The sequence below is a fragment of the Pseudomonas sp. BIGb0558 genome (assembly GCF_024807515.1).
In the GTDB taxonomy this organism is placed as follows: domain Bacteria; phylum Pseudomonadota; class Gammaproteobacteria; order Pseudomonadales; family Pseudomonadaceae; genus Aquipseudomonas; species Aquipseudomonas yamanorum_A.
This window is the reverse complement of record NZ_JANUEW010000001.1, coordinates 205933-222815: the sequence shown is the minus strand read 5'-3', so window position 1 is coordinate 222815 and position 16883 is coordinate 205933. Positions and strand designations below refer to the sequence as shown.

The window sequence follows — 16883 nt, the reverse complement described above, 5'->3', positions numbered from 1 at the left end:
CAGGTACGGTATTCATCTTTATCGGATCGGCATTGCCGCCCAAGGCTTTCGAAGCACAAAAACAACAATTTCGATGAAGCACTTTGAGGACAACCATCATGATTATTTACGGTGTGGCGTTGCTGGCGATCTGCATGTTGGCAGGCGTGATTCTGGGAGACATGCTCGGCGTTCTGCTAGGCGTCAAATCCAACGTGGGCGGGGTGGGGATCGCGATGATCCTGCTGATCTGCGCCCGGCTGTGGATGCACAGGCACGGCGGCATGACCAAGGAATGCGAGATGGGCGTGGGCTTCTGGGGTGCCATGTACATCCCGGTGGTGGTGGCGATGGCGGCCCAGCAAAACGTGGTGACCGCACTGCACGGCGGCCCGGTGGCGGTGCTGGCGGCGATTGGTTCGGTGGTGGTGTGCGGTTGCACGATTGCCTTGATCAGCCGTACGCACAAGGGCGAACCGTTGCCCGATGAAGAGCCGCTGATTGCGGCTGCACCTGTCGCGGGAGGTCGCTGATATGTGGGAACTCATTGAGAAAGGCCTGGCCAATAACGGGCTGGTGACGGCGTTTGCATTTGTTGGCGTGGTGATGTGGATTTCGGTGGTGTTGTCCAAGCGCCTGACGTTCGGACGCATCCATGGGTCGGCCATCGCGATTGTGATCGGGCTGGTGCTGGCGTGGGTCGGCGGTACGCTCACCGGTGGGCAGAAAGGCCTGGCGGACGTGGCGCTGTTTTCCGGGATCGGGTTGATGGGCGGTGCCATGCTGCGGGACTTTGCCATTGTGGCCACGGCGTTTGAAGTGCAGGCCACCGAGGCGCGCAAGGCCGGCCTGATCGGGGCGATTGCGCTGCTGTTGGGCACGGTGTTGCCGTTCATTGTGGGCGCGAGTATCGCCTGGGCATTTGGTTATCGCGATGCGATCAGCATGACCACCATCGGTGCGGGCGCGGTGACTTACATCGTCGGGCCGGTGACCGGGGCGGCGTTGGGTGCAAGCTCGGATGTGGTGGCGTTGTCCATTGCCACCGGGTTGATCAAGGCGATCCTGGTGATGGTCGGCACGCCCATGGCGGCACGCTGGATGGGCCTGGATAACCCGCGCTCGGCCATGGTGTTTGGTGGTCTGGCCGGCACGGTGAGCGGCGTGACGGCGGGCCTGGCGGCGACGGACCGGCGGTTGGTGCCGTATGGCGCGTTGACGGCCACCTTCCACACCGGGCTTGGGTGCCTGTTGGGGCCGTCGGTGCTCTACTTCATCGTGCGCGGAATTGTCGGCTAGATCCAATGGCCTCATCGCAGGCAAGCCAGCTCCTACAGTTGACCGAGTACTCCCAGGCAACTCGGTCAACTGTGGGAGCCGGGCTTGCCCGCGATAGCGGTCTCAAGCCTGGCGGTTCGCGTACATCCGGCACTCTGCCAACAGCGCGAGCAAGTTCGGGTCGCGCTCCTTGGCTTTCAGAAACACCACGCCAATGTGCTGCTGCAAGCGGTAGCGCGGTTGCAGGGGAATCAGCTTTACCCGGTTCTCGTACACCGCCGCAATCCGTCCCGGCAGCAGCGCATACCCCACGCCCGAGCTGACCATGCTCAGCAGGGTGAAGATGTCGTTGACCTGCATCGCCACTTTCGGCTCGAACCCTGCCTGCTTGAACACGCGGTTGCCATCCTGGTGGGTGGCGAATCCTTGGGTGAGGGTGATGAAGGTGGCGTCGCGCACGTCCGCCAGGTCGATTTCCTGTTCGCGGTCGAAAGGCGAATCTGCCGGCGTGGCGAGGAAGATATCGTCGGAGAACAGGGCGATCTGCTCGCAGTCCGGGTCGTTGGCGTGCTCGTCGAGGGAGATCAGGATCGCGTCGACTTCCATGTTCTTCAGCTTGTACAGCAAGTCGAAATTGGAGCCGAGGATCAGGTCGATATTGAGTTCGCTGCGGCGGATCTTCAGGCCCATGATCAGCTGCGGCACGGTCTTCACCGTCAACGAGTACAGCGAACCCAGCTTGAAGCGCTCGGCGGAGAAACCGGCGGCCTCGCGGGTCACCCGCACGCTGTCCACCACATCCTGCACCAGCTTCTGCGCGCGCTCTTCCAGCACATAGGCGCTTTCCAGTGGCGTGAGGTTGCGCCCTTCGTGCTTGAACAGCGGGCAGCGCAGGGCGTTTTCCAGGGAGTGGATCGCCCGGTGCACGCTGACGTTGCTGGTCTGCAATTCAGCCGCCGCCCGCGCCAGGTTACCGGTGCGCATGAACGCCAGGAAGATCTCCAGTTTCTTGAGGGTGAATTCTTCGTCGATCAGCATGGCCGTGACTCTTGTTCGAATGCCGTCGATTGTGCCCCTAAAACCAGTTCACTCCCAGCCATGCACTGCACAGGCCCAACACCACGCCGAGGATGATCAGCCAGATCGCATTGAGCCGCGTGTAATACACCACGGCGGCGCTGGCGAGGGTCAGTACCAGGCTGGTGGCGTTGTTTTCCAGGCTGTTCATCAGGATGTAGCTGGCGGCCAGGATCAGCCCGATGGAGATCGGCAACAGGCTGCCTTTGACCCGCTGCACCCACGGCGTGTTGGTGTGTTTCTCCAGCCAGCCGGCGCCGACGTAGGTCAGCACCGAGCAGGGCACCAGCTTGGCGGTCAGCGCCACCAGCGCCCCCGGCAACCCGGCGGCTTGCTGGCCGATAAATACCAGGAACATGCCGTTGGGCCCGGGCAAAGCCTGGGACAAGGCGAAGAAGGCGACGAACTGGGCGTCGGTGATCCAGTTCATGTCGGTGACGGTGTAGCGGTGGATATCGCTCAGGGCCACGGTGTTGCCGCCAATCGCCATCAGCGACCACAGCGCGCATTGGATCATCAGGTGGAACAGTACGCTCTGCATCAGCCGGCCACCTTCTGCTTGCCCATGAAACTCAAGGCCAGGGAGCTTGGGATGCAAATCAGCAAGACCATCCACAACGGCAGCACCAGCACCGCCATCAACACGAAGGTCAGGACGAACGCGCTGTAATTTGCCAGGGTGCGCGGCATGGCCTTGAGCAGGCGCAAGGTGGTGCCGAGCATCAGCCCGGTGGCGATCGGCATGACCGCACCGAAGATCTGTTGCACCACGTCATGGCTCCACCATTTGGCATAGGCGAAGCCGGCCAGCACGGTGATCAGCGAGGGGAACAGATACAGGCCGACTACGGTCACAACCGCACCCGGCAAGCCGTGCAGGCGCCGGCCGTAGATGATGCCGACGTTGGCGATGTTCGGGCCTGGGAAGAACTGGCCGGTGGTCAGCAGCTCGTTGAAGCCTTGCTCGCTGACCCACTGCCGGCGGTCGACCATCATCTGCCGCGCCCAGGGCATCACGCCGCCGAAGCCGAACAGGCCGACCATGGCGAAGTTGTAAAACAACTGCCACAGATTGGGATGAGGCTGGGCAGGTTCGAGGTCAGGCATGGGGATTACCGATGAGGTGCTTTTATGTAGGAGCTGGCTTGCCGGCGATAGCGGTATATCAGCAGCAGATGTAGGGCTGACCCACCGCTATCGCCGGCAAGCCAGCTCCTACAGGATGAAGCGAATCATCCATCGGCGTGTGCATTTGGGCAAATGAAGAAAGGTTGTTACCTGATATTGACCGGGTGACGTCAGAATGGTCTGGGTGATAACGGTTATTCGAGGTGAGTGACACATGTATCACGGGGAACGATTCAACGCCTGGAGCCATTTGCTCGGGGCGGTTGCGGCTTTTATTGGCGCAGTGTGGATGTTGGTGGTGGCCGGTATGGACGGCAGTCCCTGGAAGATTGTCAGCGTGGCCATTTACGGTTTCACGTTATTGGTGCTGTACAGCGCGTCCACCGTGTACCACAGCGTGCGCGGGCGCAAAAAAGCGATCATGCAGAAGGTTGATCACTTTTCGATCTACCTGCTGATCGCCGGCAGCTACACCCCGTTTTGCCTGGTGACGCTGCGCGGGCCGTGGGGCTGGACGCTGTTCGGGATTGTGTGGGGGCTGGCGGTGATCGGCATCCTGCAAGAGATCAAGCCCCGCTCCGAGGCGCGGATCCTGTCGATTGTGATCTATGCCGTGATGGGCTGGATCGTGCTGGTGGCGGTCAAGCCGCTGATTGCTGCGCTGGGGCCTACCGGGTTTGCCTGGCTGGCGTCGGGCGGGGTGCTGTACACCGTGGGCATTATTTTCTTTGCCCTGGAGGACCGCCTGCGGCACTCCCACGGGATCTGGCATTTGTTCGTGATCGGCGGCAGCCTGCTGCATTTTGTGGCGATCATGGGGTACGTTTTATAGCCGGTCCAGTTGCTCCTGGGCGCGGCTGCCGAAAATCTCCAGCAGGCTCGCCAGCATGTGTGGCGGCGGTTCGTCGGCGCGGGTCAGCGCATACAAGGTGATGGGCAGCGGCGGCGCCAGCGGGCGAATGCAGGTGGTGGCCGGGGACGCGCCGAGGGCGGTGAACGGGTCGATCACTGCCAGCCCGGCGCCCGACTCGACCATGGCCCTGGCAAGTGAATAGGTCTGCACCGCGATGCTGACCCGGGGCGGCGGATCCACTGCCTCCAGGTAGCTGTCCAGCTTCGCCGACAACGGGTCGGCGCTGGACAGGCCAATCAACGGCGCGCCCGCCAAAGCCATCAGCGGCAGCGGCTTGCCCAATTCGTTTTCCCTCCAGTAACCCAGCGGCGCCAGCGCCACCAATACGCCGTGGGCCAACGCCTGGGCGCTCAGCCCCGGGTGATCGGGCGGCTGCAGGGTCAACGCCACATCCACTTCACGCATCAACAGGTTTTGCACCAGCTCGCGGCTGTGGGCGCTGGACAGCTCGCAGGCGATGTCCGGGTAGCGTTGGGTCCATTCGCGAATGGCCGGCGGCAGCAACGATAAGGCCAGCGCCGGTGTTGCGCCGATACGCAAGCTCTGGCCCGGCTCGCGGCGCAGGTTTTGCGCCAGGCGCCGCACGCCTTGCAGGCTCTCGGTCACCTTGTCGACTTCCCGCTCCAGCGCCAACGCTTCCGGCGTCGGTTGCAGCTTGCCGCGGATGCGCAGGAACAGCGGGAACCCCAACTGCAACTCGGCGTGTTGCAGCACCTTGCTCACCGCCGGTTGCGAGACATGTAGCAGCTGGGCAGCGGCGCTGATGGAGCCGGTCTGGCGGATGGCCTGGAAGATTTCGATATGACGCAAGCGCATGGGCAGTCCATAACCTTTGTTTATGGGTGACCCATCTTTATTCATTGTCCCGCCGCTGTCACCTGCCCCTAACCTTCAACCCAGACAACACAGGGTTAAGGAACGGACATGGCTCAGCAGGTTTGCATCATCGGTGGTGGGGTTATCGGCCTGGCGAGTGCCTACGCCCTGGTGCGTGCCGGTATGCAAGTGACGGTGGTCGAGGCCCGGGAAACCCTGGGCAGCGAGACCAGTTTCGCCAACGGCGGGCAGTTGTCCTATCGCTATGTCGCGCCCCTGGCCGACAAGGGCGTGCCGCTGCAAGCCATCGGCTGGATGATGCGCGGTGACTCGCCGCTGAAGCTGCGCCCACGCATGGACCCGGCCCAGTGGCGCTGGATGGCGTCATTCCTGGGGGCCTGCCGTGGCTCGGTGAACCAGCGCAATGCGGCCCATCTGCTGCGCCTGGCGTCCCTGAGCCAGAACACCCTGCAACGCTGGCGTGAAGAAGACCAACTGGGTGACTTCCACTGGCGGCGCAATGGCAAGTTGGTGACCTTTCGCACACTCGACAGCTATGAGCGCGCACTGAATAAAGTGACCGACCCGTTGCAACAGCAAGTGCTCTCGGCGGCGGACTGTGAACGGCTGGAGCCGACCCTGGACGGCGGCAGCTTTTTTGGCGGCATCTACACGCCCAACGAAGAGGTGGGCGACTGTCATGCCTTCTGCCAGCAGTTGGCGGCGCGGCTTGAAGCGTCGGGGCGCTGTACGTTCCTGCTGGGGCGCAAGGTGACGCGCATCCATCATCACGCAGGCCGTGTGCACTCGATTGAAATGGGCGATGAGGCGATGTCTGTCGAACACCTGGTGCTGGCCGCCGGGCACCGCAGCCCCGAGCTGGCCTTGCCTGGCATGTCGTTGCCGTTGTATCCCCTCAAGGGCTACAGCCTGAGTGTGCCGATCGGCGCGCAGCATCGGGCACCGAACATCAGCATCACCGACTACGACCGCAAGATCGTCTACGCGCGCATCGGCGAGCAGTTGCGAGTGGCGGCGATGGTGGACATCGTCGGCTTCGACACCCGCCTGGAGCCCAAGCGCCTGGCGCTGATTAAACGCCAGGCCCTTGAGACTTTCCCGCTGGCTGGTGATTACCAGCATGCGGTCGAATGGGCCGGCATGCGCCCGGCCACACCCACCGGCGTGCCGCTGATTGGCGCCAGCGCCTGCAGCAACCTGTGGCTTAACCTTGGCCACGGTGCACTCGGATTTACCCTGGCCTGCGGCAGCGGGCAGGTGCTGGCCGAGCTGATCGGCCGGCACACCCCTTCCATTGACATGCAGGGCTTCGCGCCCCGCGCCGCTTGAGGATGCCTCGATGACCATCACCCGAATCAACAGTAATAGCCGCCTGTCTGGCGCCGTGGTTTTCCAGGAACTGGTGTTCCTTTCCGGCCAGGTGCCGGGCGAAGGGCGGGACGTGAAGACCCAGACCGAGGAGGTGCTGGCCAAGATTGATGCGCTGCTGGCAGAGGCGGGCAGTGACAAGGATCATCTGCTGAACGCGACCATCTACCTGAACAATATCGAGGACGGGTTTGCGCCGATGAATGAAGTCTGGTCCGCCTGGCTGTCGCCGGGGCAGGCGCCGACGCGGACCACGTTGCAGGCACAACTGGCCCGGCCCGATGTGCTGGTTGAGATCAGCGTCATTGCTGCCCGCCGTCCATAAACAACTGGAAAAACCAACGGAGAATAACAATGCAAAAAATCCTGTTGATGAGCTTCACCTTGTTGATGTGCATTCAGGCCCATGCTTCTGAAGCCCCACTGGAAGGCACGCTAAGCAAGATCGCCAACGCCAAGAGCATCACCCTCGGCTACCGCGATGCCTCCGTGCCTTTCTCCTACGTCGGTGACCACAGCGGCAAGCCCATGGGCTACTCGGTGGAACTGGCGAACAAGATCGTCGAACGCATCCAGCAGAAAACCGGGGTGCCGAAGCTCAACGTGAAATACAACCTGGTGACCTCCCAGACCCGCATCGCCCTGGTGCAAAACGGAACGGTGGACCTCGAGTGCGGCTCCACCGGCGTGACCGCCGAGCGGCAGAAGCAGGTGGCGTTTTCCTACGGGTTTATCTATGTGAAGGGCCAGTTGCTGACCGCCAACGACAGCGGCATCAAAAGCTTCGCCGACCTGCGGGGCAAGAACGTGGTGACCACCGCCGGCACCACCAACGAGCGTTTCCTCAAGAGCTACAACGTTGATCACAAACTGAACATGTCAGTGATCAGCGCCAAGGACCATGGTGAAGCCTTCCAGATGCTGCAATCGGGCCGGGCGGCGGCGTTCTACATGGACGACGCGTTGCTCTACGGCGAGCGCGCCAAGGCCAGGGACCCGCATAAGTGGGTGGTGGTCGGGGAAGAACAGTCGCGGGAAATCTACAGCTGCATGGTCCGCAAGGACGACCCGCAGTTTCTCGCGGTGGTCAACGAAACCCTGGCCGGGCTTTACAGCTCGGGGGAGATCAACGGGATTTACCAGCGCTGGTTTGAACAGCCGATTCCGCCCAAGGGCTTGAACCTGGAGTTCCCGATGACCAGCGAGTTGAAGGCGATTATTGCCAAGCCGGTGAGTGACCCGGTGGAATAGTGGAGTGGAAACCCGATCAAAATGTGGGAGCTGGCTTGCCGGCGATAGCGGTGCATCAGCAACAAATGTATGGCTGACCCACCGCTATCGCAGGCAAGCCAGCTCCCACATTTGATTGGGTTTGCAAAGCCTAGTTAGAAGTCGCCCCACAATTGCTGGGCTACCGACAGTGCCACGACTGGCGCTGTTTCGGTACGCAGCACACGTGGGCCCAGGCGTGCCGAATGGAAACCCGCCCCTTGTGCCGTCTCGACCTCTGCGTCGGTCAAGCCACCTTCCGGCCCGATCAGGAAGGCCAGGCTCCCAGGCTTGGCATGGCTCACCAGCGGCTCGGCCACCGGGTGCAGCACCAGCTTCAAATCCGCCTCGGCCTGTTTCAGCCAATCCGCCAGCAACAGCGGTGGATGAATCACCGGCACCCGCGAACGACCGCATTGCTCGCACGCGCTGATCGCCACCTGGCGCCAGTGCTGCAAGCGCTTGTCGGCGCGTTCGTCCTTGAGGCGCACTTCGCAGCGGTCGCTGAAGATCGGGGTGATTTCATTCACTCCCAGCTCGGTGGCTTTCTGGATCGCCCAGTCCATCCGCTCGCCACGGGACAGGCCCTGGCCAAGGTGAATCTGCAACGGCGATTCGACCTGCCCGGCGAAAGCTTCGATGACTTGCACCACCACGCGTTTTTTACCGACTTCCAGCAAGCTGGCGCGAAACTCCTGGCCGGAGCCGTCGAACAGTTGCACGGCGTCGCCTTCGCTCATGCGCAATACGCGGCTGATGTAATGCGCCTGGGCCTCCGGCAACTCATGGTCGCCAAGGCTCAGGGGGGCGTCGACAAAAAAGCGGGACAGTCTCATTTCTGTTCTCGGAAGAAATACAAAACCTGTGGGAGCCGAGCTTGCTCGCGATGACGCAAGCCTTGGCACCCGATTAATCAAGTGAACTCAATCAACCCGGATCACGAAACCCCGGGTGGAAATCCTTGGGCACCGCCACGCTGACCTTGCTGTTGGTGGCGATATCGATCCCTTCGCTGGCCACTTCAGCCAGGAAGTCGATCTGCTCCGGGGTGATCACGTACGGCGGCAGGAAGTACACCACGCTGCCCAACGGCCGCAGCAACGCGCCGCGCTCCAGGGCATGTTCAAACACCTTCAGGCCACGGCGTTCCTGCCACGGGTAGGCGGTCTTGGTGGCCTTGTCCTGCACCATCTCGATGGCCAGTACCATGCCGGTCTGGCGTACCTCAGACACGTGAGGATGGTCCACCAGGTGCGCGGTGGCGGTCGCCATGCGCCGGGCCAGGGCCTTGTTGTTCTCGATGACGTTGTCTTCTTCGAAGATATCCAGGGTCGCCAGGGCCGCCGCACACGCCAGCGGGTTGCCGGTGTAGCTGTGGGAATGCAGGAAGGCGCGCAGGGTCGGGTAGTCGTCGTAGAAGGCGTCGTACACATCGTCGGTGGTGACCACGGCGGCGAGCGGCAGGTAGCCACCCGTCAGCGCCTTGGACAGGCACAGGAAGTCCGGGCGGATGCCGGCCTGTTCACAGGCGAACATCGTGCCGGTGCGGCCGAAGCCCACGGCGATTTCGTCGTGGATCAGGTGCACGCCGTAGCGGTCGCAGGCCTCGCGCAGCAGCTTGAGGTACACCGGGTGGTACATGCGCATGCCGCCGGCGCCCTGGATCAGCGGTTCGACGATCACGGCCGCCACGGTGTCGTGGTTTTCGGCGAGGGTCTGCTCCATGGCCAGGAACATGGTCCGGGAGTGTTCTTCCCAGCTCATGCCGTCGGGGCGCAGGTAGCAGTCCGGGCTCGGCACCTTGATGGTGTCCAGCAGCAAGGCCTTGTAGGTTTCGGTGAACAGCGGCACATCGCCCACCGACATCGCGGCGATGGTTTCGCCGTGGTAGCTGTTGGTCAGGGTGACAAAGCGCTTTTTGTTCGGCAGGCCGCGGTTGAGCCAATAGTGAAAGCTCATCTTCAGCGCGACTTCGATGCACGACGAACCATTGTCGGCGTAGAAGCAGCGGGTCAGGCCTTCGGGCGTCATCTTCACCAGGCGCTCGGACAGCTCGATCACCGGCTGGTGGCTGAAGCCGGCGAGGATCACGTGCTCCAGCTGGTCCACCTGGTCCTTGATGCGCTGGTTGATGCGCGGGTTGGCGTGGCCAAACACGTTGACCCACCAGGAACTGACGGCATCGAGGTAGCGTTTGCCTTCGAAGTCTTCCAGCCAGACGCCTTCACCGCGCTTGATCGGGATCAGCGGCAGTTGCTGGTGGTCTTTCATCTGGGTGCAGGGATGCCACAGCACGGCGAGATCGCGTTGCATCCACTGATTATTCAAACCCATGTTCATTCTCCTCGAAGCGGCTCGCGGCAGGCGCGGGCGAAACAATCGCGCAAGCCTATGCAATGCAGGGCTGTGTCACAACCCAATTGCATGCTTGTAGGGCAAATCGCAGTAAACACAGGACGGTCTGTCACGTTTCTTGGGAATAGTCCTTAATCTCTTGTTAACTTACTGTGCATAGGCTCTTGATCGTATTTCTCGATATTTCAAAGCGAAAATTTCCGCTTTAATTCGATAGGTAAATCGATAGTCTTGGCCATAGCTCTTACGGGATTTGGGACATGCAACTACGTAATTCACCGGCCCGCTACGGCTGGGTCAGTATTGTTTTGCACTGGGGTGTGGCCCTGGTGGTGTTCGGTCTGTTCGCGTTGGGCCTGTGGATGGTCGGTCTCGACTACTACAGCACCTGGCGCAAAGACGCCCCGGACCTGCACAAGAGCATCGGCATCACGCTGTTCGCCATCATGCTCGTGCGCATCGTCTGGCGTCTGGTCAGCCCGCCGCCGCCACCGCTTGCCAGCTATAGCCGTATGACACGCCTGGGGGCTGCGTTTGGCCACGCATTCCTGTATCTGGGGCTGTTTGCCGTGATGATCGCCGGTTACCTGATTTCCACCGCAGACGGTGTCGGGATCCCGGTGTTTGGCCTGTTTGAGATTCCTGCACTGGTTTCCGGGCTACCGGACCAGGCAGACACTGCAGGCGTGGTGCATTTGTACCTGGCCTGGGTATTGGTGGTGTTCGCCGGCCTCCATGGTGTGGCAGCGTTGAAACACCATTTCATTGATCGTGATGTGACCCTGGTTCGTATGCTGGGGCGCAAAGCCTGATGTTCAACCTCGACTCACAAGGAATAGAAAGCATGTTGAAAAAGACTCTCGCCGCTCTGGCCATTGGTTCTGCTCTGCTGACTGCCGGTCAGGCGATGGCAGCTGACTACGTTGTCGACAAGGAAGGCCAGCACGCCTTCGTTGACTTCAAGATCAGCCACTTGGGCTACAGCTTCATCACCGGTACCTTCAAGGACCTGGACGGCAAGTTCAGCTTCGATGCCGCCAAGCCTGAAGACAGCAAGATTGAGTTCAACGTCCGCACCGCCAGCGTGTTCACCAACCACGCCGAACGTGACAAGCACATCGCCAGCAAAGACTTCCTGGACGTTGGCAAGTTTGCCGATGCCAAGTTCGTCTCCACCAGCGTCAAGACCACCGGCAAGAATGCCGCTGGCCAAGTCACTGCTGACGTGACCGGCGACCTGACCTTCCACGGCGTGACCAAGCCAATCGTCGTCAAGGCCACCTTCCTGGGTGAAGGCAAGGATCCATGGGGCGGCTACCGTGCCGGCTTTGAAGGCACTACCTCCTTCAATCGCCAGGACTTCGGCAAGCAGATGGACCTGGGCCCAGCGTCCAACACGGTTGAGCTGTACGTGACGTTTGAAGGTGTGAAAGCGAAGTAATGCTTCGTATGTAGGAGCCGGCTTGCCGGCGATGGGGCCGCACCGTATGTGACGTTCTCAAGATCGTCATCGCCGGCAAGCCGGCTCCTACAGTTTTCAAGCTTCAATGAAAAATGCCCCGGATCTCGCGATCCGGGGCATTTTTTATGCAGCGCTGAAAATCAGCGGTTGCGGGTCAGCAACGCCGGTTTCTCCCCACGTGGACGGCCCGGCAGTTGATCCAACTGCTCAGGTGTCAGCGTGCGATCACTTTTCGACTCTTTGTGGATGATCTTCGGTGCCGGGCCGCCGCGCGGGTTTTGCACCGCTGGCTCCGACAAACGAGGTTGATCATCACGGGCCGGGCGACGGTTGCGCGACTCTTCGCGACGGGCCTGGCCGTCACGGGGTGCACCGTTGCGCGGGCCGCTGCGCTTGGCCGGCGGGGTGCCGGTGGTAGCGCCGTTGCTGCTGCGCGGACCGTTCTGGCGACCTTGTGGCTGGCCACCGGTGCGTGGTGCGGAACCTGCGCCTGCGCCCTGGGCTGGAGCGCCTGGACGACGACCACGACCCTGGGCCGGCTTGGCCTGGGGCACGTAGTCAACGCGGTTACCGAAGTTGTCCACGTCGTCGTCCAGAAACTCGTCCGGGGCACGGTCGGCGGCAGCACGTGGCGGCTGGCTCGGCTGGCGCTGTTCGCGGGCCGGGGTGCCTTCACGGGGCTTTTGCTCACGGGCCGGGCGTTCGCCACGGCCATTGGTCGCAGCCTTGTCCTTGCCGCCCTTGTCCTTGCCCTTGTCTTTACGACCGCCACCACCACCGCCGCCGTTCGGGCCATCGCCCTTAGGACCGCGTGGGTTGTTGCGCGGGTTACGCACGTCCGGACGCTCGCGCACTTCAGGCTTCTCGGCCTCAACGGCGCTGGAGTCGAAGCCCATCAGGTCGCCGTCGGCGATTTTCTGCTTGGTCATGCGCTCGATGCTTTTCAGCAGTTTTTCTTCGTCCGGTGCGACCAGGGAAATGGCCTCGCCCGAACGACCGGCACGGCCAGTACGGCCGATACGGTGCACGTAGTCTTCGTCGACGTTTGGCAGCTCGAAGTTGACCACGTGTGGCAACTGGTCGATGTCCAGGCCGCGAGCGGCGATGTCGGTGGCCACCAGGATGCGCACTTCACCGGCCTTGAAGTCGGCCAGGGCTTTGGTGCGGGCGTTCTGGCTCTTGTTGCCGTGGATCGCGACGGCGGTGAGGCCGTGCTTGTCCAGGTACTCGGCCAGGCGGTTGGCGCCGTGCTTGGTACGGGTGAACACCAGCACCTGTTCCCACGCGCCGGCGGTGATCAGGTGGGCCAGCAGGGAACGCTTGTGGGCAGCGGGCAGGCGGAACACGCGCTGCTCGATACGCTCCACCGTAGTGTTCGGCGGCGTGACTTCAATGCGCTCGGGGTTATGCAACAACTTGCCCGCCAAAGCGGTGATGTCGTTGGAGAACGTGGCCGAGAACAGCAGGTTCTGGCGTTTGGCCGGCAGGCGGGCGAGGACCTTTTTCACGTCATGGACAAAGCCCATGTCGAGCATGCGGTCGGCTTCGTCCAGCACGAGGATTTCCACGTGGGACAAATCGACGCTGCCTTGGCCGCACAGGTCGAGCAAACGACCCGGGCAGGCAACCAGTACGTCGACACCACGGGACATGGCCTGAACCTGTGGGTTCATGCCGACGCCGCCGAAGATGCAGGCACTGACGAACTTCAAGTCGCGGGCATACAGCTTGAAGCTGTCATGCACTTGGGCGGCGAGTTCGCGGGTAGGGGTCAGGACCAGTACGCGCGGTTGGCGCGGGCCATGACGCTGGGATTTGTCCGGGTGACCGTTGGGGAACAACCGCTCCAGGATCGGAAGGGCGAAACCGCCGGTTTTACCAGTACCTGTCTGAGCCGCAACCATCAGGTCGCGACCTTGCAACACGGCGGGAATGGCCCGCTGTTGCACCGGAGTAGGCTCGGTATAGCCCGCTGCCTCGATGGCGCGGACTAAAGCCTCGGAGAGACCGAGGGAAGCAAAGGACATGAGTAATCCTGTTTTAGTTAGGGCTTGGCCCAGAGGGATAGTCTTGCCTGGCGTGAATGGCGTTTAGATGAACGCAATCCCGTCCGGTCCTGCTGGGGCTGGCGGGCACTCAGACGGCTCGCGCGGGCTTGAAAGCTGCGCTGTAGCGGGGTCGGGTGCCTTTTGCAAGACCGAAGCGTCCGGGCGTAAGCCTGGCGGAAAGGCCGGAGTATAACAGAGCAATCACTCTGCGCTGCTTTCCTGCTGCTCAACGGTGCTCGCGGGCAGGGCCAGGGCGCTGGTTTGAGGGCTGCTGCCTGCATATTTGGCGCTCAAGGCCGCGTAGGCCGGCTCTTGCTTGAAGCGTTTGAGTTCGGCGGCAAAGCGTTGCACCAGCAAATCCATGCCGGCCCCACGGCGCACGGCCAGAAATTGCGGCTGGTGGCTGATCACCTGGGGCGCCTGGGTGATCTGGTCCTCAAGCCCGAGGGCCTTGAGCACATGCTGGCCGACCCGGCGGTCGGTGATCACCAGGTCGATCCGCCCAAGGGCCAGTTTGCCGAAGTTGGCCTCGTGGCTGGCGGCCGGCTCCTGCTTGAACAGGGTGGATTCGCTGAACTCGGCGCCGTAGAGGTAGCCGGGCGAGGTGCCGATGGTCAGGCCGCGCAGGTCGTCGAAGGTCTGGAACGGATGCGGGCGATCATTGGCGTAGAACAGCACGAACTCCACATCGGACAACGGCTCGCTGGGGTACAGCAATACATTGTCCCGTTCGTGGCTGTGGAAAATATCCAGTGCGCCATCAGCCTGGCCTTGGTCGAGCATCGCCAGGCAGCGCTTCCAGGGCAGGAATTGCCAGTCCACATCGATGCCCAGGCGCTGGAACACGATCACCGTGGTCTCGTAGTCGAGCCCGCGCATGGTGCCGTTGTCGTCATACACGTACGGCGCCCAGGGCTCGGTGACAATGCGTAATTTCTCGCCGTGGGCGCCGAGGCTCAGGCAAGCGAAAAGAACAGCGGTCAACAACCGGAAAGTGACAGGCATGCCCTGAGATTACGACTGTCGCGGGCTAAAGAGAAGCTCTGGCACAGTGATCTGCGGGCGGCTGGCGGATTACCGGCCTGGAGTTTTGATCAGGTGTTCGTAGATCGCCTCGCGGCGCTCGCCGAGAATCAGGCGCACCACGGGATTGGCGAACCAATGCTCCAGCAGATGGGCGTCAACGGGCTTGCCCTGGCGCTCTTCCTGATTTTGTCGGGCCTTGTCCCACCAAACCGGGCCACACGCCTGGTCGAACTCGTTTTCATGTTCGTAGCAGCCGTAGAGGATTTCCCGGATGAACTGCTGCTGATGCTTGGGCAATGCCAGGGTGATCAGCTTGTACATCAGGCGTTGCAGGCGCGGCGGGCGGGGCAGGTGGGCCGACACCTGGCGCGTGTCGTCCAAAGCCGTGACGCTGGTGGGGTTCGTCGCATGTTTGGCGATCCACGCCTTGACCTTGGCCCGGAACAGCTGCTTGCGGCTCCAGTAGTGGTGGATCAGGTCCGGGCATTCACGCACGTTGAGGGTGCGATAGGCCGCGATGGACAGGCAGAACTCTTCCAGGGTGTAGGCGCCCTGGGCATGGGGAAACAGTTCGTCCATCAACTCGATCGAGCGGTCGAGGATGTGCGCGTCCTGCTGCGTCAGGCCCATGACCCCGGAATTGAGGGTCATCATGTCGTCGTCGGCCACGCCCATGTCCAGCAGGCGCTGGTACAAGGCGCTGTACAGGATGCTTTCGTGGTTGTCGCCGTACTTGGTATAGAAGGCGTTGCACAGCAGGGTGCCGGGCTGCACGCGCTCAAACAGCGCCAGGGGCGAATGGTGGAAAAACGTGTCGGTGTCGATCAGCAGCGCCACTTCGGATTCTTGCAGTACTTGCCGCAGCACCACGTGCTTGGTGCGAAAGTGGTAGCCATGAGGTTCGCACCAGCGTTTGCGCGTGGCTTCGTCCAGCGGGCGCACCGTCACCGGCAACAGGCGATAGGGTTCGGGGTTGTCGCTGAAGACCTGGATGTCGAGGCCGGCATCCGGCGTATCCCGCAGAAAGGCCAGGGCGCTGGCGATGCTGAATACGGCTTCCTGATGGTAAGTCTCTGCGCCGAACACGAGGTAGACCAGTTGCGGGCGGGACATCGGGGTGGCTGTATTCATGAACTGCAGAATTCCGTGTACGTTTAGAACGGCAAAGGCCCTCATTATGAGGGCCTTGGCATTTCGGGACAGACCTTAGCGTGGCAGCTTCAGGTTGTTCCAGACAGCGAGGCTTGGCTCAGCCTGGTTCAGGGTATAGAAGTGCAGCCCTGGTGCGCCACCTTGCAACAATTGTTCACACATTTCGCTGATGACCTGTTCGCCGAACGCCTGGATGCTCTTGACGTCGTCGCCGTAGGCTTCCAGTTGTTTACGAATCCAGCGTGGGATTTCCGCGCCGCAGGCGTCAGAGAAACGCGCCAGTTTGCTGTAGTTGGTGATCGGCATGATGCCCGGCACGACCGGGATGTTCACACCCATCGCCTGTACACGCTCAACGAAGTAGAAGTAGCTCTCGGCGTTGAAGAAGTACTGGGTGATCGCACTGTTGGCGCCGGCGTTGGCTTTGCGCACGAAGTTCTGCAGATCGTCTTCGAAATTGCGTGCCTGGGGGTGCATCTCCGGATAAGCGGCCACTTCGATATGGAAGTGATCACCGGTTTCTTCACGGATGAAGCTCACCAGGTCATTGGCGTAGCGCAGCTCGCCGCTGGCCATGCCCATGCCGGACGGCAGGTCACCGCGCAGGGCGACGATGCGCTTGATGCCGGCTTGCTTGTATTGGGTCAGCAGGCTGCGCAGGTCGGCCTTGCTGTCGCCCACGCAGGACAAATGCGGAGCCGCAGGTACTTTGATTTGGCTTTCCAGCTGCAGCACGGTGTTGATCGTGCGATCGCGGGTGGAGCCGCCGGCACCGTAGGTGCAGGAGAAGAAATCGGGGTTGTAGCTGGCCAATTGCTTGGCGGTCGCCATCAGTTTTTCATGCCCAGCATCGGTCTTGGTCGGGAAGAACTCGAAGCTGTAGCGGCGGTCTTGGGACATGGTCATACCTATGGAAACTCATAAAGCCAGAAGGTGCACACCGTCAATGTGGGAGCGGGCTTGTGTGGGAGCCGGGCTTGCCCGCGATGCA

Annotated in this window: 18 protein-coding genes; 8 read left to right on the top strand and 10 right to left on the bottom strand. The window is 61.8% G+C overall.

What is annotated here, in order from left to right; all coding sequences use genetic code 11:
• Positions 1-98 precede the first annotated feature (98 nt).
• Both madL and madM read left to right on the top strand, forming a co-directional pair.
• Positions 99-512 carry a malonate transporter subunit MadL gene (gene madL / locus M2400_RS01000; RefSeq protein WP_010167643.1) on the top strand — a complete coding sequence of 138 codons (414 nt, stop codon included), beginning with the start codon at positions 99-101 and terminating at the stop codon, positions 510-512.
• 1 nt (position 513) lies between these two features.
• Positions 514-1278 (top strand): malonate transporter subunit MadM, encoded by a 765-nt coding sequence (gene madM, locus M2400_RS00995; protein ID WP_003216820.1) that lies wholly within the window; start codon positions 514-516, stop codon positions 1276-1278.
• 102 nt (positions 1279-1380) lie between these two features.
• On the opposite strand, the gene M2400_RS00990 is transcribed toward madM, so the two are convergent.
• From M2400_RS00990 to M2400_RS00980, 3 genes are read right to left on the bottom strand one after another with little or no spacing between them, the layout of a single operon-like run.
• Positions 1381-2295 (bottom strand): LysR substrate-binding domain-containing protein, encoded by a 915-nt coding sequence (locus tag M2400_RS00990; RefSeq protein WP_010167642.1) that lies wholly within the window; start codon positions 2293-2295, stop codon positions 1381-1383.
• A 37-nt stretch (positions 2296-2332) separates the two neighbouring features.
• Positions 2333-2875, bottom strand: a complete 543-nt coding sequence (locus tag M2400_RS00985; RefSeq protein ID WP_177079257.1) for a chromate transporter — start codon at positions 2873-2875, stop codon at positions 2333-2335.
• Positions 2875-3441, bottom strand: coding sequence for a chromate transporter (locus M2400_RS00980; RefSeq protein ID WP_259195586.1), 567 nt, complete (start codon positions 3439-3441; stop codon positions 2875-2877). Before M2400_RS00980 ends, M2400_RS00985 begins: the two co-directional genes overlap by 1 nt.
• A 235-nt stretch (positions 3442-3676) precedes the next feature.
• On the opposite strand from M2400_RS00980, the gene M2400_RS00975 reads away from it, so the two are divergent.
• Complete coding sequence (locus M2400_RS00975) at positions 3677-4294, top strand: hemolysin III family protein (RefSeq protein ID WP_177043129.1); 618 nt, start codon at positions 3677-3679, stop codon at positions 4292-4294.
• Here M2400_RS00975 and M2400_RS00970 read toward each other — a convergent pair.
• Entirely contained in the window at positions 4289-5191 is a 903-nt protein-coding gene (locus M2400_RS00970; RefSeq protein WP_259195587.1) for a LysR family transcriptional regulator, read from the bottom strand. The two genes, M2400_RS00975 and M2400_RS00970, sit on opposite strands and share 6 nt — an antisense overlap.
• Before the next feature lie 108 nt (positions 5192-5299).
• Here M2400_RS00970 and M2400_RS00965 point away from each other — a divergent pair, with 108 nt between their 5' ends.
• Genes M2400_RS00965 through M2400_RS00955 form a run of 3 tightly spaced genes read left to right on the top strand, consistent with a single transcriptional unit; the run spans position 5300 to position 7831 of the window.
• Positions 5300-6541: a D-amino acid dehydrogenase gene (locus M2400_RS00965; protein ID WP_259195588.1), complete on the top strand. Its 1242-nt coding sequence runs from the start codon at positions 5300-5302 to the stop codon at positions 6539-6541.
• A gap of 10 nt (positions 6542-6551) precedes the next feature.
• Positions 6552-6905, top strand: a complete 354-nt coding sequence (locus M2400_RS00960) for a RidA family protein (RefSeq protein ID WP_177043132.1) — start codon at positions 6552-6554, stop codon at positions 6903-6905.
• A 47-nt stretch (positions 6906-6952) separates the two neighbouring features.
• Positions 6953-7831, top strand: a complete 879-nt coding sequence (locus tag M2400_RS00955) for a transporter substrate-binding domain-containing protein (protein ID WP_371321477.1) — start codon at positions 6953-6955, stop codon at positions 7829-7831.
• Between the two features lie 134 nt (positions 7832-7965).
• Here M2400_RS00955 and M2400_RS00950 read toward each other — a convergent pair whose 3' ends face one another.
• Together M2400_RS00950 and M2400_RS00945 are read right to left on the bottom strand one after the other, a co-directional pair.
• Entirely contained in the window at positions 7966-8685 is a 720-nt protein-coding gene (locus M2400_RS00950) for a 16S rRNA (uracil(1498)-N(3))-methyltransferase (protein ID WP_259195589.1), read from the bottom strand.
• A gap of 91 nt (positions 8686-8776) precedes the next feature.
• Positions 8777-10183, bottom strand: a complete 1407-nt coding sequence (locus M2400_RS00945; protein WP_259195591.1) for an adenosylmethionine--8-amino-7-oxononanoate transaminase — start codon at positions 10181-10183, stop codon at positions 8777-8779.
• Between the two features lie 281 nt (positions 10184-10464).
• Here M2400_RS00945 and M2400_RS00940 point away from each other — a divergent pair, with 281 nt between their 5' ends.
• Together M2400_RS00940 and M2400_RS00935 are read left to right on the top strand one after the other, a co-directional pair.
• A complete protein-coding gene (locus M2400_RS00940; RefSeq protein WP_063026565.1) occupies positions 10465-11016 on the top strand; it encodes a cytochrome b in 552 nt (183 codons plus the stop codon).
• 32 nt (positions 11017-11048) lie between these two features.
• A complete protein-coding gene (locus tag M2400_RS00935) occupies positions 11049-11645 on the top strand; it encodes a YceI family protein (RefSeq protein ID WP_010167625.1) in 597 nt (198 codons plus the stop codon).
• Between the two features lie 161 nt (positions 11646-11806).
• Here the strand turns inward: M2400_RS00935 and M2400_RS00930 are convergent, their stop codons facing one another.
• The 4 genes from M2400_RS00930 to metF all read right to left on the bottom strand — a co-directional run bounded on the left by M2400_RS00930 (position 11807) and on the right by metF (position 16792).
• Positions 11807-13693, bottom strand: coding sequence for a DEAD/DEAH box helicase (locus tag M2400_RS00930; RefSeq protein WP_017476487.1), 1887 nt, complete (start codon positions 13691-13693; stop codon positions 11807-11809).
• A 222-nt stretch (positions 13694-13915) separates the two neighbouring features.
• Positions 13916-14719, bottom strand: a complete 804-nt coding sequence (locus M2400_RS00925; RefSeq protein ID WP_177043136.1) for an ABC transporter substrate-binding protein — start codon at positions 14717-14719, stop codon at positions 13916-13918.
• 69 nt (positions 14720-14788) lie between these two features.
• Complete coding sequence (locus M2400_RS00920; RefSeq protein ID WP_177112512.1) at positions 14789-15871, bottom strand: hypothetical protein; 1083 nt, start codon at positions 15869-15871, stop codon at positions 14789-14791.
• Between the two features lie 75 nt (positions 15872-15946).
• Positions 15947-16792 carry a methylenetetrahydrofolate reductase [NAD(P)H] gene (metF, locus tag M2400_RS00915; RefSeq protein WP_177112513.1) on the bottom strand — a complete coding sequence of 282 codons (846 nt, stop codon included), beginning with the start codon at positions 16790-16792 and terminating at the stop codon, positions 15947-15949.
• Positions 16793-16883: the final 91 nt, after the last annotated feature.

Bases quoted from the DNA above. Each gene is read 5' to 3' on its own strand.
- M2400_RS00920 (WP_177112512.1), bottom strand. From the start codon at position 15,871: ATGAATACAGCCACCCCGATGTCCCGCCCGCAACTGGTCTACCTCGTG.
- M2400_RS00925 (WP_177043136.1), bottom strand. From the start codon at position 14,719: ATGCCTGTCACTTTCCGGTTGTTGACCGCTGTTCTTTTCGCTTGCCTG.
- M2400_RS00980 (WP_259195586.1), bottom strand. From the start codon at position 3,441: ATGCCTGACCTCGAACCTGCCCAGCCTCATCCCAATCTGTGGCAGTTG.
- M2400_RS00950 (WP_259195589.1), bottom strand. From the start codon at position 8,685: ATGAGACTGTCCCGCTTTTTTGTCGACGCCCCCCTGAGCCTTGGCGAC.
- M2400_RS00990 (WP_010167642.1), bottom strand. From the start codon at position 2,295: ATGCTGATCGACGAAGAATTCACCCTCAAGAAACTGGAGATCTTCCTG.
- M2400_RS00975 (WP_177043129.1), top strand. From the start codon at position 3,677: ATGTATCACGGGGAACGATTCAACGCCTGGAGCCATTTGCTCGGGGCG.
- M2400_RS00965 (WP_259195588.1), top strand. From the start codon at position 5,300: ATGGCTCAGCAGGTTTGCATCATCGGTGGTGGGGTTATCGGCCTGGCG.
- M2400_RS00960 (WP_177043132.1), top strand. From the start codon at position 6,552: ATGACCATCACCCGAATCAACAGTAATAGCCGCCTGTCTGGCGCCGTG.
- M2400_RS00985 (WP_177079257.1), bottom strand. From the start codon at position 2,875: ATGCAGAGCGTACTGTTCCACCTGATGATCCAATGCGCGCTGTGGTCG.
- M2400_RS00970 (WP_259195587.1), bottom strand. From the start codon at position 5,191: ATGCGCTTGCGTCATATCGAAATCTTCCAGGCCATCCGCCAGACCGGC.
- M2400_RS00955 (WP_371321477.1), top strand. From the start codon at position 6,953: ATGAGCTTCACCTTGTTGATGTGCATTCAGGCCCATGCTTCTGAAGCC.
- metF (WP_177112513.1), bottom strand. From the start codon at position 16,792: ATGTCCCAAGACCGCCGCTACAGCTTCGAGTTCTTCCCGACCAAGACC.
- madL (WP_010167643.1), top strand. From the start codon at position 99: ATGATTATTTACGGTGTGGCGTTGCTGGCGATCTGCATGTTGGCAGGC.
- M2400_RS00935 (WP_010167625.1), top strand. From the start codon at position 11,049: ATGTTGAAAAAGACTCTCGCCGCTCTGGCCATTGGTTCTGCTCTGCTG.
- M2400_RS00945 (WP_259195591.1), bottom strand. From the start codon at position 10,183: ATGGGTTTGAATAATCAGTGGATGCAACGCGATCTCGCCGTGCTGTGG.
- madM (WP_003216820.1), top strand. From the start codon at position 514: ATGTGGGAACTCATTGAGAAAGGCCTGGCCAATAACGGGCTGGTGACG.
- M2400_RS00930 (WP_017476487.1), bottom strand. From the start codon at position 13,693: ATGTCCTTTGCTTCCCTCGGTCTCTCCGAGGCTTTAGTCCGCGCCATC.
- M2400_RS00940 (WP_063026565.1), top strand. From the start codon at position 10,465: ATGCAACTACGTAATTCACCGGCCCGCTACGGCTGGGTCAGTATTGTT.